This window comes from Amycolatopsis saalfeldensis (genome assembly GCF_900110575.1).
Lineage (GTDB): Bacteria > Actinomycetota > Actinomycetes > Mycobacteriales > Pseudonocardiaceae > Amycolatopsis > Amycolatopsis saalfeldensis.
The window spans coordinates 235088-258575 of record NZ_FOEF01000008.1 but is presented as its reverse complement, the minus strand read 5'-3'; the positions used below and the strand labels follow the sequence as shown (position 1 = coordinate 258575).

Below are 23488 nucleotides of genomic sequence, written 5' to 3'. Positions count from 1 at the left end.
ACGTCAGGTGTGGACAAGGGCAATACCGTACCCCGTAGGGCGTACCCGTGTCCCTTTCGAGACAGTAGGAGATCACCCCAGGGTTAACAATGGGGTTGTGGCGCTGACCTGCGTGGACCAAGGAGTGAAACGCCCCGTTCGGCTCTGATCCGGCCCCATCGGGCGCTGCGGGGTGTGTTCTGGGGTTCTGCCGGCGCTCGCGGGACGACAATGGAAAGCATGCACAACGACGTGACTGCCACCGGACACGCGGCGCGGATCGCCACGGTGGACGCCTTGCTTCCCGCGCCATTCCCCTTCGAGGTCAACGGGGACGCCACGGTCCTGTCCGCCCAGGTCGGCGCCACCGGCGCGGCCGGCCTGGCCACCCACACCGAGCTGGGCGCCGACAGCCCCCAGTCCATCTGGCGGGCGCTGGCCGAGCACCGGCTCGAGGTCCAGCTCGCCGGACCCGACCCCGCGGCCGCCCTGGACGCCCTGCTCACTCGATGGGATGAACACCTGCGGACCCTCGCCCGCCCGGGGGACCCCGAATGTGCGGCAGTGCTCTCCCGGCCCAGCCGGGACACCGCCGGAACCGCCGAACTCCTGCGCCACGGCTTCGCGCCGGCCGGCGTGATCGCGGTCCGCCCGGCCCAGCGGATGGCCGCTCCCGGACCCGCCGCGACCCCCGGCGTCTGCATCCGCCACGCGACGCCGGACGACCTGGACACCGCCGTCGGCCTGATGCTGGAGCTGCAGCGGTACGACGCGCAGTTCGGCCGCGTCACGGTGCGGCCCGGAGCCGAGGAAGTGGTGTCGAAGGAGCTGTTGCGCCAGCTGGAGCGCCCGGAGCCGCAGGTCTGGATCGCGGAGCTGTACGGGCAGCCGCTGGGCATGGCCGTGCTGCAGATGCCGGACGAGACGTCGTGGATCAAGCACCGCGTCGCCGCCTCGCGCGTCGGGTACCTCTCTTCCTTGGCGGTCGCCGAGGCGGCTCGTTCGGCCGGCGTCGGCACCGCGCTGGCGGCGCACGCGCACCAGGTCTTCGACGAGGCGGGCGCCGACGTCGTCCTCCTGCACCACGCGCTGGCCAACCCGCGGTCGACGCCGTTCTGGTACGCCCAGGGCTACCGTCCACTGTGGACAGGCTGGCAGCGGCGACCCGCCGTCCGCTGACCGCCCCTGCGACGAGCGGTCCCCCCGGGGCGACTGGCGGCTGCCCGCCGCGGCCCCGCTGACTAGGCTGGCTGCAATGGCCGGACGAGGGGAGTCGTCGACGTGACCGATCAGCCGGATTCCGCACCGAGAGCGCCGGAAGGCGTGGACACCGACAAGCCGTCGGCAGCCCGGATCTACGACTGGTACCTCGGGGGCACCCAGAACTGGGCCGTCGACCGCGAGTTCGGCCGCCGGGTCGAGCGGCAGTGGTCGCTGGTGAAACCCGGCGCGAAGCAGAACCGCGAGTTCATGAACCGGGTGGTGCGCGCGGCGCTGCAGGCCGGCGTCCGGCAGTTCGTCGACCTCGGCTCCGGCGTGCCGACGGCGGGCAACGTGCACGAGATCATCGAGGCCGAGCTGGACGACGAGGACAGCGCGACCGTGGTGTACGTCGACTACGAGCCGGTCGCCGTCGCGCACGCCACGCTGATCCTGGAAGAAGCGGCGGCCACCGACTGGGCGGGCATCGTCCACTCGGACATGCGCAAGCCGAGGACGGTGCTGCGTGACGAGGTCACCCGCGAGCTGATCGACTTCGACCGGCCGGTCTGCCTGATGATGATGGCGGTGCTGCACTTCGTCGGCCCGGACGACGATCCGGAGGGCATGGTCAAGGCCTACCGCGACGCGCTCGCGCCCGGCAGCTGGCTCGCCATCTCCCAGATGAGCGAGGGTGACGGCAGCGGCCCGGCGCTGGAGGGCCTGCGCTGGCTCGTCGAGCAGTACCGCAAGACCAGCAACCCGATGTGGCTGCGCGACCGCGCCGAGATCGAGCCGCTGTTCGGCGGCTGGCCGCTGCTGGAGCCGGGCATCACGCACCTGCCGGACTGGCGCCCGGAGCGGGAGCTGAACGCGGTCGAGGCCGAGGCGCGCCCGTTCGCCTGGTGCGGGGTCGCGGAGAAGCCGCCGGCATGACCGCGGACGAGGTGCCGCCCGGCGTCGACATCGAGAAGCCGTCCGCGGCCCGGGTCTACGACTGGTACCTGGGCGGTTCGCAGAACTGGGCCGTCGACCGCGAGTTCGGCCGCCGGGTGGAGAAGGTCTGGCCGCTGATCCGGCCGATCTCGCGGCAGAACCGGGCGTTCATGAACCGGGTGGTCGAGGCCGCGCTGGACGCGGGCGTCCGGCAGTTCGTCGACCTCGGCTCCGGCGTGCCGACGGCGGGCAACGTGCACGAGATCGTGCGCGACCGGCTGCCCGAGGACGAGCCCGCCGCTGTCGTCTACGTGGACTACGAGGCCGTGGCCGCCGCGCACTCGACCCTCATCCTCGAGCGTGAAGACGCCACGGACTGGGCCGGCCTGGCCCAATGCGACATCCGCGACCCGGCAGCGGTGTTCGACGACGAGGCCACGCGGCGGCTGATCGACTGGTCGGAGCCCGTCTGCCTGCTGATGATCACCGTGCTGCACTTCATCGGCCCGGCCGACGACCCCGACGGCCTGATGGCCACCTACCGCGCGAAGCTCGCGCCGGGGTCCTGGCTGGCCGTGACACACGGCACCTGCACGGAAGACGCGCCGCCCGAGCGTGCCGCGGAGGTCCGCCGTTTCGTCGACGCCTACCGCGACACCTCGAACCCCGCGTACCTGCGCTCGGCCGAGGAGATCCTGCCGTGGTTCGGCGGCTGGCCCCTGCTGGAGCCGGGGATGACGGCGCTGCCGGACTGGCGCCCGGAGCAGACGGTCTCGGCGGTGGAAGCCGAGACCCGGCCGTTCGCCTGGTGCGCGGTCGCGCGGCGGCCCTCCTGACCGATCGCTCCCAGCGAACACTCCTGCGGAAACAAACCAGCCCTTCGGAGAGTTGAGCAGTGCAGACTCAACTAACCGAGGAGTGCACATGACCGACACCCGCCTCCTGCCCGTCCTTCCGCTCGATGACGACGTCGTGCTGCCGGGCATGGTGGTCCCGCTCGACCTCACCGACGCCGAGACCCGGGCCGCAGTGGAGTCCGCACAGGCCAAGACGCCGTCGACGGCGTCCTTCCCCGGCATCCACTCCGGCGTGGCCGCGAAGGCCGAGGTCCTGATCGTGCCGCGGGTCCACGGCGAGTACGCCGAGCTCGGCACCGTCGCGACCGTCGAGCGCGTGGGCCGGGTCCCCGGTGGCAAGGCCGCCGTCCTGCTGCGCGGCACCGGCCGCGCGGTCGTCGGCCGCATCGCCGACGGTCCCGGCGCGGCCCGCTGGGTCCACGCCGACGACGCCGCCGAGACCACCGACGACCGTTCCGCCAAGCTCGCCGCCGAGTACAAGGCCGTGGTGATCTCCGTGCTCCAGCAACGCGGCGGCTGGCAGATGATCGACGCCGTCCAGCAGATCGAGGAGCCGTCCGCGGTCGCCGACCTGTCCGGCAACGCGCCGTACCTGAACACCGACCAGAAGATCGAGCTGCTGAACGCGCTCGACGTCAGCGCCCGTCTGGAAAAGGCCCTGGAATGGTCTCGGGCCTACCTGGCGGAGCTGGAGGTCACCGACACCATCCGCAAGGACGTCGCCGACGGCATGGAGAAGCAGCAGAAGGAATTCCTGCTGCGCCGCCAGCTCGAAGCGATCCGCAAGGAGCTGGGCGAGCTCGACGGCACCGCCGAGGACGACGACTACCGCGCCCGCGTCGAAGCCGCCGAGCTGCCCGACAACGTGAAGAAGGCCGCGCTGGCCGAGGTCGACAAGCTGGAGCGCACCTCCGAGCAGTCGCCCGAGGGCGGCTGGATCCGCACCTGGCTCGACACAGTGCTGGAGCTGCCTTGGAATTCACGGACGAGCGACAATTTTGACATCGCCGCCGCGCGCGCCGTGCTCGACGCGGACCACGCGGGCCTCGACGACGTCAAGGAACGCATCATCGAGTACTTGGCCGTGCGCAAGCGCCGCGCGGAATCGGGCCTCGGCCCGGTGGGCGGGCGTCGTTCGGGCGCCGTACTCGCGCTCGCCGGTCCTCCGGGGGTCGGCAAGACCTCGCTGGGCGAGTCCGTCGCGAAGGCCATGGGCCGCAAGTTCGTCCGGGTCGCCCTCGGCGGGATCCGGGACGAGGCGGAGATCCGCGGCCACCGGCGCACATACGTCGGCGCGCTGCCCGGGCGCATCGTGCGGGCCATCAAGGAAGCCGGCTCGATGAACCCGGTCGTGCTGCTGGACGAGATCGACAAGGTCGGCGCCGACTACCGCGGCGACCCGACGGCCGCCCTGCTGGAGGTGCTGGACCCGGAGCAGAACCACACGTTCCGCGACCACTACCTCGAGGTGGAGCTGGACCTGTCCGACGTGGTCTTCCTGGCGACGGCGAACGCGCTGGACACCATCCCCGGCCCGTTGCTGGACCGCATGGAACTGGTCACATTGGACGGTTACACCGAGCACGAGAAGGTGACCATCGCGCGCGACCACCTGCTGCCGCGTGAGCTGGAGCGGGCCGGCATCAAGCCGGGCGACGTGGTGCTGACCGACGGGGCGTACAGCCGGATCGCCGCCGAGTACACCCGCGAGGCGGGCGTGCGCGACGTGAACCGGACCATCGCGAAGGTGCTGCGCAAGATCGCGACGAAGGTGGCGCTCGACGAGCTTTCCCTGCCGGTTTCCTTGGACGCGGCCGATTTGGAGACGTACTTGGGCCGCCCGCGGCACGTGCCGGAGTCTTCGCTGCCGGCGTCGACGCAGCGCACGGCGTTGCCGGGTGTCGCGACGGGTCTCGCGGTGACGGGCGCGGGTGGTGACGTCCTGTACATCGAGGCGTCGCTGTCGGACCCGGAGAGCGGGGCGACGGGTCTGCAGCTGACCGGGCAGCTGGGCGAGGTGATGAAGGAGTCGGTGCAGATCGCGCTGTCCTACCTGCGTTCGCACGGCGCGGAGCTGGAGCTGCCGGTGAGTGACCTGAAGGACCGCGGCATCCACGTCCACGTCCCCGCGGGCGCGGTGCCGAAGGACGGCCCCTCGGCCGGCGTGACCATGACCACGGCGCTCGCGTCGCTGCTCTCGGGCCGCGTGGTCCGCGCCGACGTCGCGATGACCGGCGAGGTCTCCCTGACCGGCCGCGTCCTCCCGATCGGCGGCGTGAAGCAGAAGCTGCTGGCGGCCCACCGCGCGGGCATGAAGACGGTCATCATCCCGCAACGCAACGAGCCCGACCTGGACGACGTCCCGGCCGAAGTCCTTTCCCAACTGGACGTCCACGCCGTGGCGAACGTCCGTGAGGTGCTGGACCTGGCCCTGACGCCGGCTTCCACGGCGGTGCGCCAGGCGGCGTGAGCGGTTCTGTTCGGTGAGGCCCCCGTTCTCCGGAGCGGGGGCCTTTTCCTTCTACAGCGCGAGCATCGCCTCGGCGACCTCGCCGGCGGCCGTCTCGGGAATGGCGGTCGAGGCCTCTTCGAGGACGAGCAGCCGCGCGTTTGGGATCTCACGCGCGAGTGCTTCGCCATTGCCGACCGGGAAGAAGGTGTCGCGGCGGCCGTGCACCACGAGCGTCGGAATCACCAGATCGGGCAGGCGTTCGCGCCAGCGCGGCGTGCAGTCGAGCTTGGCGAACACCATGCCCAGCTGGTTGGCCAGCTGGACCGCGGGATCCGTGCCCGGGGTGCGGTCGAAGACGCGCTCGGCCGTCGCGCGGGCCTCGGCGGGATCGTTGCCGAGGATCTCCGCGCCGGCGGCGGCGTACTCCGCCACGGCTGTGCGGTCGGACCAGTCCTGGAGTCCCGTTCGAACCCGTGAGCCCCTATCCTTGGAGGTATGTCGAACGTGTTCACCGCCGCCGTCCATCAGGAAGAGGACTGGTACGTGGCCCAGTGCCTGGAGGTCGACGTGGCCAGCCAAGGTACGAGCGTGAATGAAGCGCTGGCCAACCTGGCTGAAGCCGTCGAGTTGTACCTCGAAGAGGCCGAGGACCCGCACCCCAGCGCGACACCCCTGGTCACCTCGTTCCAGGTGCCCGGCGCCGCGTGAGCCCGGCTCTCTCCGACCTCCCGGTCCGCAAAGTGATTCGCATTCTCGAATCCGTCGGATTCGATCGATCCTGCGGCAGGCTGGCCTCACCGCGGCGGAGTTCCTCGACCTGCTCGGCTAGAACCAGCGAGACCTGAACACCCGCAAACCAAGATCGGCCCGGCGACCTGTTGGTCACCGGGCCGATCTGGCTGGTGTGGCGAGTGAGGGATTCGAACCCCCGAAGGCTGAGCCGTCTGATTTACAGTCAGATCCCTTTGGCCGCTCGGGCAACTCGCCATGGCCGGGCGAACCAGCCGTGGAGAAGGATACCCAACCGGCCGGGGCCGGGGTCAACCGGGATACCCGCGCCTGGGGCAGGGGCTAGGCTGGTGGCCCCTGACGAGCGAGTACGAGGTGTGAGGACACGTGGCGGATCCCTCTTTCGACGTGGTGAGCAAGGTCGACCGCCAGGAGGTGGACAACGCCCTGAACCAGGCGAGCAAGGAACTCGGCACCCGGTTCGACTTCCGGGGCACCGGCACCACCATCAGCTGGGCCGGCGAGGAAGCCGTCACCTTCGAGTCGGAGACCGAGGAGCGCGCCCTCGCGGCGATCGAGGTCTTCCGGGAGAAGCTGATCAAACGCGGCATCTCGCTGAAGGCCTTCGAGGCGGACGAACCCGCCCTCTCGGGCAAGATCTACAAGGTCGGCGGCAAGATCCTCCAGGGCATCGCCTCCGACAAGGCCAAGCAAATCGCGAAGTTCATCCGCGACGAAGGCCCGAAGGGCGTCCAGGCCCAAATCCAGGGCGACCAGCTGCGCGTGTCGGGCAAGAAGAAGGACCAGCTGCAGGACGTGATCGCCTTGCTGAAGGGCGAGGACTTCGAGATCGCGCTGCAGTTCACGAACTACCGCTGACCCGCCCGCGGGCATCCCAACGCCGGATGCCCGCGGTTCGGCAGCTCCGCCGAGAGCGGAATCCCGTGACCCCGCCCCACCCGGGCTGCGAAGGTCGGGGCCATGACCGAAGAAACCCTCCGTGCGGCCGAGCGGCGGCTCCAAGCGGCGCAGCTTGCCTCTGATGTCGCGGCGTTGGACGAGCTGATCGACGACGCGATGCGGTTCACCGGGCCGGACGGGAGTCTCTCCTCCAAACAGGACGATCTGCGCGCGCACGAGAGCGGGCGGCAGGTGGTGAGCCACCTCCAAGAAGAGGACCTGAGGGTGTTCGCCGCCGAACACGTTGGCGTCACGTGGTTTCTCGGGACGCTTGAAGCGACCGTCGACGGGCAGCCACTGGCCGCACGTATGCGGTACACGCGGACCTGGATTCCCGACGGGCGCGAGGGGTGGAAGGTCATCGCGGCCCACGCCACGATCGTCGGAAGCCCCGTCACGAAGCCGTGAAAGTCCACTTCGACTCGTAGGCTTCCACGGCGATCAGGGTCGGGCCGGGGACGTCGAAGGCAACCGTGGTGGCGCCGATCTGGTTGACCGCCAGGTCCATCGTGCCGCCGCCCTGGACCCAGACCGCGGAGTGGCCGTCCGAGCCGGTCTTGAAGGTGCCGTGGGCGACGCCCGCGGGGACCTTCAGGACGGCGTCGCCCTTGCCCTCGTACGGGATGGCCGCCCTGATGGTCGGGAGGGCGCGGTGGTCGGTGATCGTGGCGGTCCAAGAGGAGTTCGCGCTCACGGTGAAGGTGCGCGAGGGCTTGCGGTCCTCGGAGACGTTGAACCACACCGTGCCGTGGTACGCGCCGATGGCGTTGATCAGCAGGCCCTCGTCGCCGTCGGTGTTCACGACGACGTTCGACGAGCAGTGCGGGCAGTCGAACGTCAGGTAGCCGGCCACGTCCACGGGCCAGGTCAGGGTGATGCTGCCGTTGCCCTTGCCCTGGTGCGTCTCCGTCGGCGCCTCCACCGGGCGTGGCGGCGGGGCCGACGACGACGGCGGCGCGGACACGGGGTCATGGGCCTGGCCCACGATCATCCCCCAGCCGGACGGCTGAACGGAGCAGCCCGCCAGCGCGGCCGCCGCCAGGACGCCCGTCAGCACCAGCGCGACGCGCCCGACGAAACCAGTCATCGTGCCAATCCCCCTCGTGGGCCGCGACCCGGCCCTCAAGCCCTCTTTCGTCACCCTTTGACCGCGCGTTACCAAGCCGGCCACCCGGTGGAGCCGAGCAAACCCCTCGGAAGAGTGGAATCCCGGCGCCGACCTGCGGAGACGCGGCGGCGAGGCCGGGGAGACCGCCGTGTGCGTGGTGTAATCGCGCGGCCGTTGTGAGAAAGGTTCAGGATGCGCCGTGCCACCCCCTTGATCGCGTTCCTCACCGCCCTGGCGGTGGTCGCCGCGAGCCTCTCGCCGGCGTCCGCCGTGGTCGGGAAACAGCAGCTGGTGGACGGCTTCGGCTCGTACCCGCGGCTGGTCCGGCTCCAGTACTCGGCGTTCGGCCGCGGCCACATCCTCGCGGCGCTGACCAGCGAGGACGGCGGCGGCAAGTTCACGCCGATCATGGAGAGCACCGACGAGGGCGCGAGCTTCCACAAGATCGGCGAGGTGCGCGACCCCGACGGCAAACTCGGCGAATGCTGCGGGACGCTTTACGAGCTGCCCCAGCGCGTCGGCGCGCTCCGCCCCGGGACGCTGCTCTGGGGCGCCAGCTACCGCCAGGACGCGGGCGCCCAGCGGCGCATCGGCATCAAGGTCTGGGCGAGCCGCGACGGCGGCCACACCTGGACGTTCCTCTCCGAGGCCGCCCGCTCGCACAACCACGACGGCATCTGGGAGCCGGAGTTCAACGTCGACGCCGGCGGCACGCTCTGGGTGAACTACGCCGACGAAACGCAGGCGCCGAAGTACGCGCAGGTGATCAACCGCGTCGCGTCCACCGACGGCGTCCACTGGGGCACCAAGCAGCTCACGCTGGCCATCCCGCCGGACCGGGTGCGCCCCGGCATGCCGATCATCCGGCGGCTGCCCGACGGCCGCTACTGGTTCAGCTACGAGATCTGCAACTACGGCGACCGCTACTGCGACCCGTACTACAAGATCTCCACCGACGGTGCGAACTGGGGTGATCCGGCCGATCCCGGCACCCGCGTCACCACCGCGAACGGCGACTACTTCCAGCACGCCCAGACGATCACGCTCTTCCCCGGCGGCCCCCAGGGCGTGCGGCTGGTGATGGTCGGCCAGATCTACACCGACGCCGGCGGCACCCCGGTGGCCGCGAAGAACGGCCAGGTCCTGCTGGTGAACGACAATCTCGGCGTCGGCGACTGGTACGAGGCGCCCGCCCCCATCCTCATCACCGGTATCTACAACAACTTCTGCCCCAACTACTCCTCCACGCTGCTGCCGGTGGACAACGGGACGGGCGTGCTGGAGGTCGCCACGCAGTACGACTCCGGCTGCAAGGCGTACTTCGGCAAGGGCCCGATGCCCTGAGCCCGCCCCCTGTACCCGTTGTCGAGCAGGTCACGGCACACTCACCCGGTACGGTGAATGTCCGACGAGGCGAGGAGCGGGAATGAAGGGCATCGTGCTGGCGGGGGGCAGTGGGACGCGCTTGCACCCGATCACCCAGGCCGTGTCGAAGCAGCTGCTCCCGGTCTACGACAAGCCGATGATCTACTACCCGATCTCCGTGCTGATGCTGGCCGGCATCCGGGAGATCCTGATCATCTCGACGCCGTCCGACCTGCCGAACTTCCGCCGGCTGCTCGGCGACGGCAGCCAGTACGGGCTGTCGTTCTCCTTCGCCGAACAGCCCAGCCCCAACGGTCTCGCGGAGGCCTTCGTGATCGGCGCGGACTTCGTCGGCGACGAGTCCGTGGCGCTGGTCCTGGGCGACAACATCTTCTACGGCCAGGGCTTCTCCAGCACCCTCAAGACGGCGGCGACCGACCTCGACGGCTGCGTGCTGTTCGGCTACCAGGTGAAGGACCCCCAGCGCTACGGGGTCGGCGAGGTCGACGCGAACGGGCGCCTGCTGTCCATCGAGGAGAAGCCCGCGAACCCGCGCTCGAACAACGCGATCACCGGGCTGTACTTCTACGACAACGAGGTCGTCGACATCTCGCGCAAGCTCAAGCCGTCCAAGCGCGGCGAGCTCGAGATCACCGACGTCAACCTCACCTACCTGCGTCAGGACCGGGCGAACCTGATCGAGCTGAGCCGCGGCTTCGCCTGGCTCGACACCGGCACCCACGACTCCCTGCTGGAGGCCGGGCAGTTCGTGCAGGTGCTGGAGCACCGGACCGGCGTGCGGATCGCCTGCCTGGAGGAGATCGCGCTCCGCATGGGCTTCATCAGCGCGGACGAGTGTTACGCACTGGGCACGAAGCTGGCGAAGTCCGGCTACGGCGATTACGTGATGAACGTGGCCCGGACCGCGGGCGCCACCGGCTGACGGGCCGGTTCCCCCCATCAGTGGCCGCGCGCCATTTCCTCCAGCCGGCGGATCCGGTCTTCGATCGGCGGGTGGGTGGAGAACAGTTTCGACAGGCCTTCGCCGGGGCGGAAGGGGTTCGCGATCATCAGGTGTGACTGGGAGACGACCGCGGGCTCCGGCATCAGCGGGGCCGCGCGGGTGCCGCGCTCCAGCTTGCGCAGCGCGGAGGCCAGGCCGAGCGGGTCGCCGGTCAGCTGGGCGCCCGAGGCGTCCGCCTGGTATTCGCGGGAGCGGCTGACGGCCATCTTGACCACGGCCGCCGCGATCGGGCCCACGAGGATCAGCACCAGCGAGACGAAAGGGTTGCCCTCGCGGCTGTTTCCGCCGAAGCCGCCGAAGAACATCGCCACGTTCGCCAGCACGGTGATCACGCCGGCCAGCGCGCCGGCGACGCAGGAGATCAGAATGTCGCGGTTGTAGACGTGGGACAGCTCGTGGCCCAGCACCGCGCGCAGCTCGCGCTCGTCCAGCAGGTCGAGGATGCCCGTGGTGCAGCAGACGGCGGCGTGCTGGGGGCTGCGGCCGGTGGCGAACGCGTTCGGCGCGACCGTGGGGCTGATGTACAGCGCGGGCATCGGCTGGCGCGCATGGGTCGCCAGCTCGCGCACGATCCGGTACATCGCGGGCTGTTCGACCTCCGAGACGGGCCGCGCGTGCATCGCGCGCAGGGCCATCTTGTCGGAGTTGAAGTAGGCGAACCCGTTCACGCCCAGTGCCAGCAGCAGGCCGATGATCAGTGCCCCGCGGCCGAAGAACCCGCTGATCACGATGATGATCGCCGACAACAGGCCGAGCAACAGCGCCGTCTTCAGCCCGTTCTGGTGCTTGTGCACGCCCGCCTGACCTCCGTCCGCTCTCCATGGTGGTTACCCACCGGAAACAACGCCATCGGGGGACTCTTAGTTCCTTCGGCTGATCGTCTCGCGGGTTAGGGTCGGGGCGCTATCCCAACCGATCATCCTCCGGCGGAGGTGCGCGATGCGGGGTCCGGGGCCTTCCGGGCGGCTGACCCGGCGCGGATTGTTCGCGCTGGTCACGGCGGGTGCGGCCACGGCCGTGCTGGCCAGGCCTGCCTGGGCGGAGCAGGTGCGGGTGGTCGACGTCGGGGGCGCGCCCTCGGCCGTGGCGGTGAACCCGGTCACGGGGCTGGTGTACGTCACCGACCCGGCGTCCGGCTCGGTCGCGGTGCTCGACCCGGGCAGTGTCCAGGTCGTCGCCGTCCTCCCGGTGGGCGGCGCGCCCAGCGACGTCGCCGTGGACCCGGTCGCGAACCGCGTGTACGTCGCGAACCCGCCGGGCGGCACGGTGATCGTGATCGACGCGCAGAGCCACGAGACGGTGAGCGTGATCGGTGCGGGCGCCGGGGCGTCCAGTGTGGCGGTGGACTCGCGGGCCAACCAGGTCTACGCGGTCAGCGACAGCACCGGCACGCTCGCGATCCTCGACGGGGTCAGCCTCAGCACGCAGAAGATCGTGCCCGCGCCGAAGCCGGGCCTGGCCGGGATCGCGCTCGACACCGGGCGGCGGATCGCCTATTGCACCAGCCCCGGCACGAACTCGGTGGAGGTCTTCGACCTCGACTCCGGGAAGTTCACCGGCAGCACCGGCGTCGGCCCGTCCCCCACCGGCGTCGCCGTGCACCAGGCGAGCGGCACGGTGTTCGTGGCCAACTCGGCGATCCACAACATGTCCATTGTGGACTCCGTGACGCGGGTGCAGAGCAAGACCGTCCTGCTGCGCAGCGAGGCTTCCTCGCTCACCGTGCACCAGGGCTCGGAAACCGTGTACACCAACGGCGGGCAGAACGGACTGTCGCGCGTGGACGGCAAGGCCGGCGTGCTCAGCGGCGAGCTGAGCCTCGGCGTGAACCCCGGCGACGTGGCGGTGGACCAGCGCACGCGCGCCGTTTACGTGACGGATCCCTTGCACGGCACCGTTTCCATCGTGCGCGACTTCTGAGGCGAGCAGATGGTGCGACTCCAGGTATACCGTTGGTGACATGAAACTTGGACTGCAGATTCCCGACTTCACCTGGGCCGGCGGCGCCCCGAAGCTCGGTGCCGATCTCGCCGCCGTGGCGCGCGCGGCCGATCAGGCCGGGTTCGAATACCTCGCCGTGATGGACCACTTCTTCCAGATCCGCGCGGTCGGGCCGAGCGAGAACGACATGCTCGAGGCGTACACCACGCTGGGCTTCCTGGCCGCGCACACCGAGCGCGCCAAGCTGCTGACCGTGATCACCGGCGTGCTCTACCGCCATCCCGGCCTGCTCGCGAAGGCCGTCACGACGCTCGACGTGCTCTCGGGCGGCCGCGCGATCCTCGGCATCGGCGCGGGCTGGAACGAGGAGGAGTCGAAGGGCCTCGGCTTCCCGTTCCCGCCCACCGGCGAGCGCTTCGAGCTGCTGGAGGAGAACCTCCAGTACATCCTGCAGATGTGGGGTGAGGGCGACGGCCCGTTCACGAGCAAGCACTTCGAGGCCGAGCGGCTGCTGAACGTGCCGCAGGCGCTCCAGTCGCCGCGCCCGCCGATCATGGTCGGCGGCAGCGGGGAGAAGAAGACGCTCCGCTTCGTCGCGAAGTACGGCGACTCGTGCAACATCTTCAACACCCCCGAGCTGGAGCACAAGCTCGACGTGCTCAAGCAGCACTGCGAGAACGAGGGCCGCGACTACGACGAGATCACCAAGACCGTCTACCACGTGCTGGACATCGGCCCGAAGGGCGAGAAGGCCGGTGAGCTGCTCGGCGAGCTGGAGCGGCTGCGCGGCCTCGGCGTGCACGCCGCGATCGGCGCCGCGCCGGGCGTGCCGGACCTGGGCCTGATCGAGAAGTTCGGCACGGACGTGATCCCGGCCGCGGAGCAGCTCGGATGAAGCTCGGACTCCACCTTTCACAGCTGACCTGGCCGAACGGCCCGGCGGCGCTCGGGCCCGACCTGGCGGCGGTGGCGAAGGCCGCGGACCAGGCCGGCTTCGAGTACCTGTCGGTGATGGACCACTTCTTCCAGATCGAGCGCTACGGCCCGCCCGAGCACGAGATGCTGGAGGCCTACACCACGCTGGGCTACCTGGCCGGGCACACCGAGCGGATCAAGCTGCTCACCATCGTCTCGGGCGTGATCTACCGTCACCCCGGGCTGCTGGCCAAGGCCGTCACCACGCTGGACGTGCTGTCCGGCGGCCGCGCGCTCCTCGGCATCGGCGCCGGCTGGAACGAGGAAGAGTCCCGCGGCCTCGGCTTCCGCTTCCCGCCCATGAAGGAGCGCTTCGAACAGCTCGAAGACGCCCTCCGGTACATCCGCCAGATGTGGTCCGACGGCGATGCCCCGTTCACCGGCACCCACGTCTCCGCCGAACGGCTGCTCAACGTGCCGCAGCCCCTCCAGTCGCCCCACCCGCCCATCCTGATCGGCGGCAGCGGCGAGAAGAAGACGCTCCGCTTCGTCGCGCAGTACGGCGACGCCTGCAACGTCTTCCCCGGCCCGGACCTGGGACACAAGCTGGCGGTGCTGAAACAGCACTGCGAGGACGTGGGCCGAAACTACGACGACATCACCAAAACCGTTCCTCTCTGGCTGGATATCGGGGAAAACGGCGAAAAAACCGCGGAACTGCTAGACCGACTGGGCGAACTGAGCGCACAGGGCATCCAAGCCACCATGGGCTGGGTGCCCGGCGTGCCCAGCCTCGAGCTGCTGGAGAAGTTCGCCACCGACGTCATCCCGGCGGCCGCCAAGCTCTGACCCGCACGCACCCAGCCCCCACCCTGCACCCCGATCCGAAGCCAAAACGCGGTCCGGTTCAGCTTGTCAAGGCACGCTTTCCCGCCTTGACAAGCTGAACCGGACCGTTGTCACAATCCCGCTTCGGGGTGCATGCAAACCCCCGGAACGTGTAACGACCCTCCGCTGGTCGTCGACGTGTTTAGCACGCACGCCGCGAGCCGAGGAGCCCGTTGATGACCACATGCCGACTCTGCGGATCGACAGCTCTGGCGAGCGTTGTCGACCTCGGGGCGACGCCGCCCTGTGAGCGGTTCCTGACCGCGGCGCAGCTGGCCGAGCCGGAGCCGACCTACCCGCTGCACCTGCAGGTCTGCACCGAGTGCTGGCTGGCGCAGATCCCGCCGCTGATCACGCCCGAGGACACGTTCACCGATTACGCGTACTTCTCCTCGTACTCGACCTCCTGGGTGGAGCACGCGCGCGAGTACGTGGACGAATCGGTCGAGCGCCTCGGCCTCGGCGCGGACTCGCTGGTGGTCGAAGTGGCCAGCAACGACGGTTACCTGCTGCAACACGTTGTGGCGCAGGGAATCCCCTGTCTCGGCATCGAGCCCTCGGTGAACGTCGGGCAAGCGGCGCGCGAAAAGGGCGTGCCGACGAAAACGGCGTTCCTCTCCCCCGAAACGGCGCGTGAGGTCCGCGAAGCGCACGGCCCCGCGAACCTGGTGGCGGCCAACAACGTCTACGCGCACATCCCGGACATCGTCGGCTTCACCCACGGCCTGCGGACACTGGTGGCCGACGACGGCTGGGTCAGCATCGAGGTGCAGCACCTGCTCACGCTGATCCAGGACAACCAGTACGACACGATCTACCACGAGCACTTCCAGTACTACACGGTGGAATCCGCGCGCCGCGCGCTCGCCGTCGGCGGACTGTCCGTTGTGGACGTCGAACTGCTGCCGACGCACGGCGGCTCGATCCGGCTGTGGGCCCGGCCCGCCGCGGTCGCCGGCGAGCCGAGCGCGCGGATGGTCGACGTGCTGGCCCGCGAGAAGGCGGCGGGCCTGCACGAGCTGTCCGGCTACACCGAGTTCGCCGAGCGGGTCACGCGGGTGCGCCTCGACCTGCTGGAGTTCCTGGTCAAGGCGGCCAAGGAAGGCAAGACGGTGGTCGGCTACGGCGCGCCCGGCAAGGGCAACACGCTGCTGAACCACTGCGGCATCCGGCCCGACCTGCTCGCCTACACCGTCGACCGCAACCCGTACAAGCACGGCCGGTTCACCCCCGGCACCCGCGTTCCCGTGCTGGCGCCGGACCGCATCGCCGCCGACCGGCCCGATTACGTGCTCGTCCTGCCCTGGAACCTGCGGACCGAGCTCACCGAGCAATTGTCCTATGTAGACAAGTGGGGCGGGCGGCTCGTGTTCCCGATCCCCCGGCTGGAGATCGTCGAGGTGAAGCAGTGAAGGTTGTCCTCTTCTGCGGCGGGTACGGCATGCGGATGCGCAACGGAGATGCCTCCGACGTGCCGAAGCCGATGGCCATGGTGGGCCCGCGCCCGCTGATCTGGCACGTGATGCGCTACTACGCGCACTTCGGCCACACCGAGTTCATCCTGTGCTTGGGCTACGGCGCCCACCACATCAAGGAGTTCTTCCTCAACTACCAGGAGACGACGTCCAACGACTTCGTGCTCCGCGGCGGCCGGACCGAGCTGCTGTCCACCGACATCGCCGACTGGACGATCTCGTTCGTGCAGACCGGCATCGAGTCGCCGATCGGCGAACGGCTGCGCCGCGTGCGCGAGCACCTCGACGGCGACGAGATGTTCCTGGCCAACTACGCCGACGTGCTCACCGACGCGCCGCTGGACCAGATCGTCGAGCGGTTCGAGCGGAGCGACGCCGGCGCCTCGATGATGGTGGTGCCGCCGCAGTCCTCGTTCCACTGCGTCGAAATGGACGAGGGCGGGCGGATCGGCGCCATCACGCCGGTCAGCGACATGCCGCTGTGGGAGAACGGCGGGTACTTCGTGCTGCGGCAGGAGGTTTTCGACCACATCCCGGAGAACGGCGACCTGGTCGCCGACGGCTGTGGCGAACTCGCGAAGCGCGGCCGGCTGCTGGCGTACCCGTACCGCGGGTTCTGGAAGCCGACCGACACGGTGAAGGAGCGCTTCGCGCTGGACGAGGCGTACACCCACGGCGAACGACCGTGGGCGCTCTGGGAACGAGGACAGCGAGTGCACGCGTGATCCGGCTGGCGGCGGAACGGCTGGACAGCATCGTCGTGCTCGGCGCGCACTGCGACGACATCGCGATCGGCGCCGGCGGGACCCTGCTGACGATCTGCGCGCTGCGGCCCGGAATCCGGGTCGACGCGCTGGTGCTCTCGGGCGGCGGCACCGAGCGGGAGGCCGAGGAGCGGTCCGCGCTCGCCGCGTTCTGCCCGGGCGCCGACCTCGAGCTCACCGTGCTGAAGCTGCCCGACGGCCGGCTCCCGGCGCATTGGGACGAGGCCAAGAACGCGCTCGAAGAGCTGCGCGCGCGCACCGACCCCGGGGTGGTCCTCGCGCCCCGGACCGTCGACGCGCACCAGGACCACCGCGGCCTCGCCATGCTGGTGCCGACCGTCTGGCGCGGGTACCTGACGCTGGGCTACGAGATCGTCAAGTGGGACGGCGACCTCGGCCGGCTGCCGGCGTACGTGCCGCTCACCACCAAGCTGGCCGAGCGGAAAGTCCAGCTGCTGCAAGAGCATTACGCCTCCCAGCGGCACCGCCCCTGGTACGACCGCGAAGCCTTCCTCGGCCTCGCGCGGATCCGCGGCATCGAGTGTCAGGAGCAGTACGCGGAGGCGTTCGAACTGAACAAACTCGTTCTCGACTTGAGGGGCTGAACAGACATGCGGGTGTTGCTGACCGGGCATACGGGGTATCTGGGCACGGTGATGGCGCCGGTGCTGGCCGAGGCCGGGCACGAGGTCACCGGGCTGGACTCGGGCCTGTTCGCGGACTGCCTGCTGGGCCCGGCGCCCGCCGACCCGGCCGGGATCACCGTCGACCTGCGTGACGTGCGGCCCGAGCACCTCGACGGGTTCGACGCCGTGATCCACCTCGCCGCGCTCTCGAACGACCCGTTGGGCTCGCTCGCGCCGCAGCTCACCTACGACATCAACCACCACGCGTCGGTCCGGCTCGCGCAGCTGGCGAAGGACGCCGGAGTGGGGCGCTATCTGTACGCGTCCACTTGCTCGGTGTACGGCGCTTCGGGCGGCGGTGGCCTGGTGGACGAGGACGCCCCGCTTCGCCCCGTGACGCCGTACGCGGAGTCGAAGGTGCGCGTGGAGGACGACGTTTCCAAACTCGCCGACGACAGCTTCACGCCGGTGTACATGCGCAACGCCACCGCGTTCGGCTTCTCGCCGCGGCTGCGCGCCGACATCGTGCTCAACAACCTCACCGCCCACGCCTTCCTCTCCGGTGAGGTGCTGGTGCTCTCCGACGGCACGCCGTGGCGTCCGTTGGTGCACGCGAAGGACATCGCGCACGCCTTCACCGCCGCGCTGTCCGCGCCGCGCGAAGTGGTGCACAACCGGGCGTTCAACATCGGCACCGAGCGCAACAACGTGACGGTCGCGGAGATCGCGCAGGAGGTCGTGGAGGCCGTGCCGGGGTCCACGCTGAGGATCACCGGTGAGGCCGGGGCGGACCCGCGCTCGTACCGCGTGGACTTCGCGCGCTTCCGCGAGGCGATCCCGGGCTTCGACTGCGAGTGGTCGGTCAAGGACGGCGCGCTCCAGCTGATCGACGCCTACCGCGACTACGGCCTCACCCGGGCGCAGTTCGAACGCCGGTTCACCCGGCTGAACTGGCTGAACGACCGCCAGAACGCCGGCGCCGTCGACGAAACGCTGCGGCACTCCTGATGCTGACGGGGGCCGAGATGCACGCGCTGGTGGAGCGGATGTACCCGTTCTGCCGGAGCATCACGGGCGACGGCGTGCGCGAGACGCTCGCTGTCGTCGGCGAGCACATCCCGCTCCGGCTGCACGAGGTGCCGACCGGTACCGCGGTGCTGGACTGGACCGTGCCGCAGGAGTGGAACATCCGCGACGCCTACGTGGCGGACGCGGCCGGCCGCCGGGTGATCGACTTCCGCGAGTCGAACCTGCACGTGGTCGGCTACAGCGTGCCGGTCGACGAGACGATGAGCCTGGCCGAGCTGCGCGGGCACCTGCACACGCTGCCCGAAACCCCGTCGTGGGTGCCGTACCGGACCAGTTACTACTCGCCGGCCTGGGGGTTCTGCCTCGCCCAGGACGTGCTCGACGCGCTGCCGGACGGCGACTACCGCGTGAAGATCGACTCGACGCTGGCCGACGGCTCGCTGACCTATGGCGAGCACACGGTGCCGGGTCAGGTGGGCAACGAGGTCATCGTCTCCTGCCATATCTGCCACCCCTCGCTGGCGAACGACAACCTCGCGGGCATCGCGGTGGCCGTCTCGCTCGCGCAGGCCCTGGCCGCGGAAAAACCGTTCCACACCTACCGGTTCCTGTTCATGCCGGGCACGATCGGCGCGATCACCTGGCTGGCGCGCAACGGCGAGCGCGTGGACCGCGTGAAGCACGGCGTGGTGCTGGCCTGCGCCGGCGACCGCGGCTCGCTCACGTACAAGCGAAGCCGCCGCGGCGACGCGGACATCGACCACGTGATGGCCCACGTACTGAAGGACAAGCCGCACGAGATCCGCGACTTTTCCCCGTACGGCTACGACGAGCGGCAGTTCTGCTCACCCGGCTTCAACCTCGGCGTCGGCTCGCTGACGCGGACGCCGTACGCGGGCTACCCGGAGTACCACACCTCCGCGGACAACCCGGGTTTCGTTTCGCCGGAGTCGATGGAGGACACGCTCGACACGCTGCGCACCGCGTTCTCCGTGCTCGACCGCAACCGCCGCTTCGTCAACCTCAGCCCGTACGGCGAGCCGCAACTGGGCAAGCGCGGGCTGTACGACTCGCTCGGCGGGCGCAGCGACGCCAAGGACGCCCAGCTCGCGATGCTCTGGGTGCTCAGCTACTCCGACGGCGCCACCAGCCTGCTCGACATCGCCGAACGCGCCGGCCTGCCGTTCGACGCGGTGGACGGCGCCGCGCGGGCCCTGCAGGCCGCCGGCCTGCTCAAGGAGTGAGGGCGGTGCCCTCGATCCTGCGCTCACGGGCCGTCCGCGCGATGGCCGGGCGGCTCAGCTGGGGCCTCGGCGACCAGGCCGTCTCCAGCCTGACGAACTTCGTCGTCGGCCTGTACGTCGCGCGCTCGCTGGGCGCGACGGCGTTCGGCGTGTTCAGCATCGCCTGGGTGACCTACGGCGTGATCCTCAACGTCTCGCGCGGCCTGGCGACGGACCCGCTGATGGTGCGCTTCTCCGGGGTGGCCCGGCGGCGCTGGCGGGAGGCGCTCGGCCGGGCCGCGGGCACGGCGCTGGGCGTCGGGCTGGCCACCGGCGTGTTGAGTGTCCTTTTCGGACTTCTGGTGGGCGGCGCGGTCGGCGGGGCGTTTGTCGCGCTCGGCGTGGTACTGCCCGCGCTGCTGCTGCAGGACGCGTGGCGGTTCGGCTTCTTCGCCGCGGGCGCCGGGCAGAAGGCGTTCCTGAACGACGCGATCTGGGGCGTCGCGCTGTTCCCGGCGATGGTCCTGGCCGCGCGACACGGCACCGTGGTCGGGTTCCTGCTCGCCTGGGGCGCGTCCGCGGGCGTCGCGGCGCTGTACGGCTGGGTGCAGACGAGCGTGGTGCCGAACCTGGGCGCGGTGCGCCACTGGGTGCGGGACCACCGCGAGCTGGGCGTGCGCTACCTGGTCGAGAACGTGAGCAACAGCGGGGCTTCGCAGCTACGCGCGTACGGGCTGGGCGCGATCGCCGGGCTCGCGGCGGTCGGGACGGTGCGCGGCGCGGAACAGCTGCTCGGGCCGTTCCTCGCGCTGCTGATGGGGCTTTCGCTGGTCACGGTGGCCGAAGGCGCGCGAGTGCTGCAACGGTCGCCGCACCGGCTTCGGCACTTCTGCCTGATCCTCGGCGGCGCGCAGGCGGCCGCCGCGTTGCTCTGGGGCCTCGCTCTGCTGCTGCTCGTGCCCGACAGCGCGGGCCGGTTCGTGCTCGGCTCGCTGTGGGACACCTCGTCGAAGCTGATCCTGCCCGTCACGCTCGCTGTGGTCGGCGCCAGCTTCACCACTGGCGCGGCGGCTGGACTGCGCGCACTCGGCGTCGCACGAAGGAGCCTTCGCTCGCAGCTGATCGCCTCGGCCATGTACGTCACCTTCGGCCTCACCGGCGCCGCGATGGGCGGCGCGCTCGGCTCCGCGTGGGGCGTCGCGGCGGCCACGCTGGCCGGCTCCGGAGTGTGGTGGGTACAGCTGCACTTCGCCCTGCGCGACTACTTCGCGGCGCCAATCACCCCAGTCGAATCATCCGTCGAATCATCCGTCGGTCATGAGGAAATGAGAACGCGATGAGGACCGTTCCCCGGCTGAGCATCGGCCTGCCCGTCTACAACGGCGAGGAGTTCCTGGGAGAGGCGCTCGACGCGCTGCTCGGCCAGACGTACGAGGACTTCGAGCTGATCATCTCCGACAACGCCTCCGCCGACGGCACCGAGGAGATCTGCCGTCAGTACGCGGAAAAGGACTCGCGCATCCGCTACCGGCGCCAGGCCCGCAACGTCGGGGCGACGCCCAACCACAACGTCCTGCTCGACATGGCGCGCGGCGAGCTGTTCAAGTGGGCCTCGCACGACGACCTGTACGGCCGTGACCTGCTGCGCCGCTGCGTCGAGGCGCTCGACGCGCGGCCCGAGATCGTTCTCGCGCACTCCTGGCAGGCGATCATCGACGGCCAGGGCGCCGTCACCGTGCCGCTGGAGTACGTGCACAAGACGGACGCGGCCCGGCCTTCGGTCCGGTTCAAGAGCCTGCTGTTCGAGCCCGGCGGCGACGACTTCTACGGGGTCGTGCGGACCGACGTGCTGCGCCGCGTCACGCCGATGGGCAGCTACCACCACGCCGACCGCACGTACGTGGCCGAGCTGGCCCTGCACGGCCCGTTTTACCAGGTCCCGGAGCTGCTGTACTTCCGCCGCGACCACCCGGACCGGGCCGAGCGCGCGAACCCCAGCAAGCGCGCGCGGTGCGCGAACCTCGACCCGAAGCGCGGCAACCCGTTCACGAATCCGACCGCGCGGCTGCTGGCCGAGTACGTCTGGGGTTACGTGCACGGGATCCGCGTCGCCCCGCTCTCCTCGCGCGAGCGGCGGCGCTGTTACCTCGCGTTGGCCGAGTGGTTCTCCAGCCGGGCCAAGCCGGGCGACGCCGGTGAACGCGTGGAGGACCGCGCGCCGGTGACCGCGGACGAGCTTTCCCTGACCGTCGACCAGGTTGTGGCCGGCCGGGAGGGACGGGTTTCGTGAGTGCTCGCGTCGGCGTGTTCGGGTTGCTCGGCTCGGGCAACCTCGGCAACGACGGGTCGCTGGAGGCAGTGCTCGGCTATCTGCGGGCCGAGCACCCGGACGCGACCGTGTCCGCCTTCTGCGGCGGGCCGGCGGTGGTTTCGGCCCGCTACGGCATCCCTGCGACGCGGCTGAACTGGTACGCCGACGAGTACCAAACCGCCTCGGGCCTGCGGTCCATCGTGATGAAGGCGTTCGGGAAGCTGGTCGATGTCGTACGCACGGCCGCGTGGGTACGGCGTCAGGACGTGGTGTTCGTGCCCGGCATGGGCGTGCTCGAGGCGACGCTTCCGTTGCGGCCGTGGGGTTTCCCGTACGCGCTGTTCCTGCTGAGCGCGGCCGGGCGGCTCTTCGGCACGAAGGTGGCGCTGGTGAGCGTCGGGGCCGACCGGATCACGGTGCCGGCCACCCGGTTCCTGGTCCGGCAGGCGGCACGGCTGGCGGCGTACCGCTCGTACCGTGACGAGCTTTCGCGCACGGCGATGCGCTCGATGGGCGTGGCCGTGGACTCCGACGCCGTGTACCCCGACCTGGCGTTCTCGCTGCCGGTGCCCACCGTCGCCGAGGACCCGCGCACCGTCGGCGTCGGCGTGATGGCGTACTACGGCGGCAACGACGACCGGGCCGACGGCGAGCGGATCTATCGGTCCTATGTGGACGCGATGACGCGCTTCGTACGGCATCTCGTGGCCCAGGAGCGGCCGGTGCGGCTGTTCATCGGCGACCGGATCGACACGGCGGTGGTCGACGAGATCCAGGCGGCCGTGGCGTCGCCGCTGGTCACGGCGACGCCGTTGGAGACGCTGGACGAGCTCATGCGCTCGATGGCCGGCGTCGGCACGGTCGTCGCGACGCGGTACCACAACGTGCTGTGCGCGCTGAAGCTCGGGAAGCCGACGCTCGCGATCGGGTACGCGAAGAAGAACGACGTGCTGATGGCCGAGATGGGGCTGGACGGGTTCTGCCAGGAGGCCCGCGCGGTCGACGTCGACCGGCTGATCACGCAGTTCGCGGAACTGGATCGGCGCGCGCCGGAACTGCGGCAGACGCTGGCCGAGCACAACGAGGAGAACGAACAGCGCCTCAAACACCAGTTCGCCGCGCTGTCCGCTTCGCTGTTCCCTGCTTCGGAGGTCCGATGAAAGCCATTCCCGTGCCGACCATCGCGGGCGCGTATCTTTTCCAGCCCACCCCGCACCGTGACGACCGCGGCTTCTTTTCGCGCACTTTCGACGCGGACGTGGCCCGGTCGGTGGGAATCGAACCGGAGACGTTCGTGCAGGACAGCGTTTCCCGCTCGTACCGCGGGGTGCTGCGGGGAATGCACCTGCGCTCGGGCGACGGCGAGGCGAAGCTGGTGCGCTGCTCGTTCGGCGAGGTCTTCGACGTGGTGGTGGACCTGCGGCGGGAGTCGCCGACGTTCCGGAACCGTGAATTCTTCCGGCTTTCCGGCGACACCCAGGAGAGCGTTTACATTCCGGCCGGCTGCGCGCACGGTTTCCAGGCGCTTTCCGATATCGCCGACGTCTCGTATCGGATCGACCGGGCGCACAATCCGGACGAAGACGTCGCAATCGCCTATGATGATCCGGAACTCGCCATCCCGTGGCCACTGCCGGCCGCGCTGGTTTCCGCGCGGGATTCGGCCGCGGGCTCCTTGGCCGAGGCCCTCGAACGCTTGGGGTGAA

At 70.0% G+C, this 23488-nt stretch carries 24 protein-coding genes and 1 tRNA gene; 21 read left to right on the top strand and 4 right to left on the bottom strand.

All coding sequences use genetic code 11. From position 1 onward, the window contains the following. Window positions 1-219 precede the first annotated feature (219 nt). The 4 genes from BMY97_RS20400 (at window position 220) to lon (ending at window position 5442) form a co-directional block, all read left to right on the top strand. A complete protein-coding gene (locus tag BMY97_RS20400; protein WP_091618452.1) occupies window positions 220-1158 on the top strand; it encodes a GNAT family N-acetyltransferase in 939 nt (312 codons plus the stop codon). 102 nt (window positions 1159-1260) lie between these two features. After that, complete coding sequence (locus tag BMY97_RS20395; RefSeq protein WP_091618451.1) at window positions 1261-2115, top strand: SAM-dependent methyltransferase; 855 nt, start codon at window positions 1261-1263, stop codon at window positions 2113-2115. After that, window positions 2112-2951, top strand: a complete 840-nt coding sequence (locus BMY97_RS20390; RefSeq protein ID WP_091618450.1) for an SAM-dependent methyltransferase — start codon at window positions 2112-2114, stop codon at window positions 2949-2951. The genes BMY97_RS20395 and BMY97_RS20390 overlap by 4 nt, the downstream gene beginning before the upstream one ends. Window positions 2952-3039: 88 nt before the next feature. Next, complete coding sequence (gene lon, locus BMY97_RS20385; protein ID WP_091618449.1) at window positions 3040-5442, top strand: endopeptidase La; 2403 nt, start codon at window positions 3040-3042, stop codon at window positions 5440-5442. A 51-nt stretch (window positions 5443-5493) separates the two neighbouring features. Here the strand turns inward: lon and BMY97_RS20380 are convergent, their stop codons facing one another. Then, the gene (locus BMY97_RS20380; RefSeq protein WP_245787403.1) at window positions 5494-5856 is read right to left on the bottom strand and encodes an alpha/beta fold hydrolase; all 363 of its coding nucleotides are present in this window, start codon (window positions 5854-5856) and stop codon (window positions 5494-5496) included. Between the two features lie 63 nt (window positions 5857-5919). Between BMY97_RS20380 and BMY97_RS20375 the strand changes: the two genes are divergently transcribed. Then, complete coding sequence (locus BMY97_RS20375; RefSeq protein ID WP_091618617.1) at window positions 5920-6132, top strand: type II toxin-antitoxin system HicB family antitoxin; 213 nt, start codon at window positions 5920-5922, stop codon at window positions 6130-6132. Window positions 6133-6329: 197 nt separating this feature from the next. Here BMY97_RS20375 and BMY97_RS20370 read toward each other — a convergent pair. Beyond that, window positions 6330-6411 (bottom strand) — tRNA-Tyr (locus BMY97_RS20370). 129 nt (window positions 6412-6540) lie between these two features. On the opposite strand from BMY97_RS20370, the gene BMY97_RS20365 reads away from it, so the two are divergent. Together BMY97_RS20365 and BMY97_RS20360 are read left to right on the top strand one after the other, a co-directional pair. After that, window positions 6541-7032, top strand: coding sequence for a YajQ family cyclic di-GMP-binding protein (locus BMY97_RS20365; protein ID WP_091618448.1), 492 nt, complete (start codon window positions 6541-6543; stop codon window positions 7030-7032). Window positions 7033-7134: 102 nt separating this feature from the next. Next, window positions 7135-7521: a nuclear transport factor 2 family protein gene (locus BMY97_RS20360; protein ID WP_091618447.1), complete on the top strand. Its 387-nt coding sequence runs from the start codon at window positions 7135-7137 to the stop codon at window positions 7519-7521. Here the strand turns inward: BMY97_RS20360 and BMY97_RS20355 are convergent. Then, window positions 7508-8200 (bottom strand): hypothetical protein, encoded by a 693-nt coding sequence (locus tag BMY97_RS20355; RefSeq protein WP_091618446.1) that lies wholly within the window; start codon window positions 8198-8200, stop codon window positions 7508-7510. The genes BMY97_RS20360 and BMY97_RS20355 overlap by 14 nt on opposite strands. Window positions 8201-8413: 213 nt before the next feature. Between BMY97_RS20355 and BMY97_RS20350 the strand changes: the two genes are divergently transcribed. Both BMY97_RS20350 and rfbA read left to right on the top strand, forming a co-directional pair. Then, on the top strand, window positions 8414-9565 hold the full coding sequence (locus tag BMY97_RS20350) for a sialidase family protein (protein WP_091618445.1): 1152 nt from the start codon (window positions 8414-8416) through the stop codon (window positions 9563-9565). An 82-nt stretch (window positions 9566-9647) separates the two neighbouring features. After that, window positions 9648-10529 carry a glucose-1-phosphate thymidylyltransferase RfbA gene (rfbA, locus tag BMY97_RS20345; RefSeq protein ID WP_091618444.1) on the top strand — a complete coding sequence of 294 codons (882 nt, stop codon included), beginning with the start codon at window positions 9648-9650 and terminating at the stop codon, window positions 10527-10529. Between the two features lie 17 nt (window positions 10530-10546). Here rfbA and htpX read toward each other — a convergent pair whose 3' ends face one another. Continuing rightward, window positions 10547-11404, bottom strand: a complete 858-nt coding sequence (gene htpX, locus BMY97_RS20340) for a zinc metalloprotease HtpX (protein ID WP_091618443.1) — start codon at window positions 11402-11404, stop codon at window positions 10547-10549. A 145-nt stretch (window positions 11405-11549) separates the two neighbouring features. On the opposite strand from htpX, the gene BMY97_RS20335 reads away from it, so the two are divergent. From BMY97_RS20335 to rfbC, 12 genes are all read left to right on the top strand, one after another. Beyond that, complete coding sequence (locus BMY97_RS20335; RefSeq protein WP_091618442.1) at window positions 11550-12530, top strand: YncE family protein; 981 nt, start codon at window positions 11550-11552, stop codon at window positions 12528-12530. 40 nt (window positions 12531-12570) lie between these two features. Next, window positions 12571-13446: an LLM class F420-dependent oxidoreductase gene (locus tag BMY97_RS20330; RefSeq protein WP_091618441.1), complete on the top strand. Its 876-nt coding sequence runs from the start codon at window positions 12571-12573 to the stop codon at window positions 13444-13446. Beyond that, complete coding sequence (locus BMY97_RS20325; protein WP_091618440.1) at window positions 13443-14315, top strand: LLM class F420-dependent oxidoreductase; 873 nt, start codon at window positions 13443-13445, stop codon at window positions 14313-14315. The genes BMY97_RS20330 and BMY97_RS20325 overlap by 4 nt, the downstream gene beginning before the upstream one ends. Window positions 14316-14530: 215 nt before the next feature. After that, window positions 14531-15766 carry a class I SAM-dependent methyltransferase gene (locus BMY97_RS20320; protein ID WP_091618439.1) on the top strand — a complete coding sequence of 412 codons (1236 nt, stop codon included), beginning with the start codon at window positions 14531-14533 and terminating at the stop codon, window positions 15764-15766. Beyond that, window positions 15763-16554: a sugar phosphate nucleotidyltransferase gene (locus BMY97_RS20315; protein WP_091618438.1), complete on the top strand. Its 792-nt coding sequence runs from the start codon at window positions 15763-15765 to the stop codon at window positions 16552-16554. The genes BMY97_RS20320 and BMY97_RS20315 overlap by 4 nt, the downstream gene beginning before the upstream one ends. Continuing rightward, window positions 16551-17198: a PIG-L deacetylase family protein gene (locus BMY97_RS20310; RefSeq protein ID WP_091618437.1), complete on the top strand. Its 648-nt coding sequence runs from the start codon at window positions 16551-16553 to the stop codon at window positions 17196-17198. Before BMY97_RS20315 ends, BMY97_RS20310 begins: the two co-directional genes overlap by 4 nt. 6 nt (window positions 17199-17204) lie before the next feature. Beyond that, window positions 17205-18227: an NAD-dependent epimerase/dehydratase family protein gene (locus BMY97_RS20305; RefSeq protein WP_091618436.1), complete on the top strand. Its 1023-nt coding sequence runs from the start codon at window positions 17205-17207 to the stop codon at window positions 18225-18227. Then, window positions 18227-19492: a DUF4910 domain-containing protein gene (locus BMY97_RS20300; protein WP_091618435.1), complete on the top strand. Its 1266-nt coding sequence runs from the start codon at window positions 18227-18229 to the stop codon at window positions 19490-19492. Before BMY97_RS20305 ends, BMY97_RS20300 begins: the two co-directional genes overlap by 1 nt. Window positions 19493-19533: 41 nt before the next feature. Next, on the top strand, window positions 19534-20811 hold the full coding sequence (locus BMY97_RS20295) for an MATE family efflux transporter (protein ID WP_245787411.1): 1278 nt from the start codon (window positions 19534-19536) through the stop codon (window positions 20809-20811). Next, complete coding sequence (locus tag BMY97_RS20290; RefSeq protein WP_091618434.1) at window positions 20808-21761, top strand: glycosyltransferase family 2 protein; 954 nt, start codon at window positions 20808-20810, stop codon at window positions 21759-21761. The genes BMY97_RS20295 and BMY97_RS20290 overlap by 4 nt, the downstream gene beginning before the upstream one ends. Next, entirely contained in the window at window positions 21758-22942 is a 1185-nt protein-coding gene (locus BMY97_RS20285; RefSeq protein WP_091618433.1) for a polysaccharide pyruvyl transferase family protein, read from the top strand. Before BMY97_RS20290 ends, BMY97_RS20285 begins: the two co-directional genes overlap by 4 nt. Continuing rightward, window positions 22939-23487 (top strand): dTDP-4-dehydrorhamnose 3,5-epimerase, encoded by a 549-nt coding sequence (gene rfbC, locus BMY97_RS20280; RefSeq protein ID WP_091618432.1) that lies wholly within the window; start codon window positions 22939-22941, stop codon window positions 23485-23487. The genes BMY97_RS20285 and rfbC overlap by 4 nt, the downstream gene beginning before the upstream one ends. Window position 23488 lies beyond the last annotated feature (1 nt).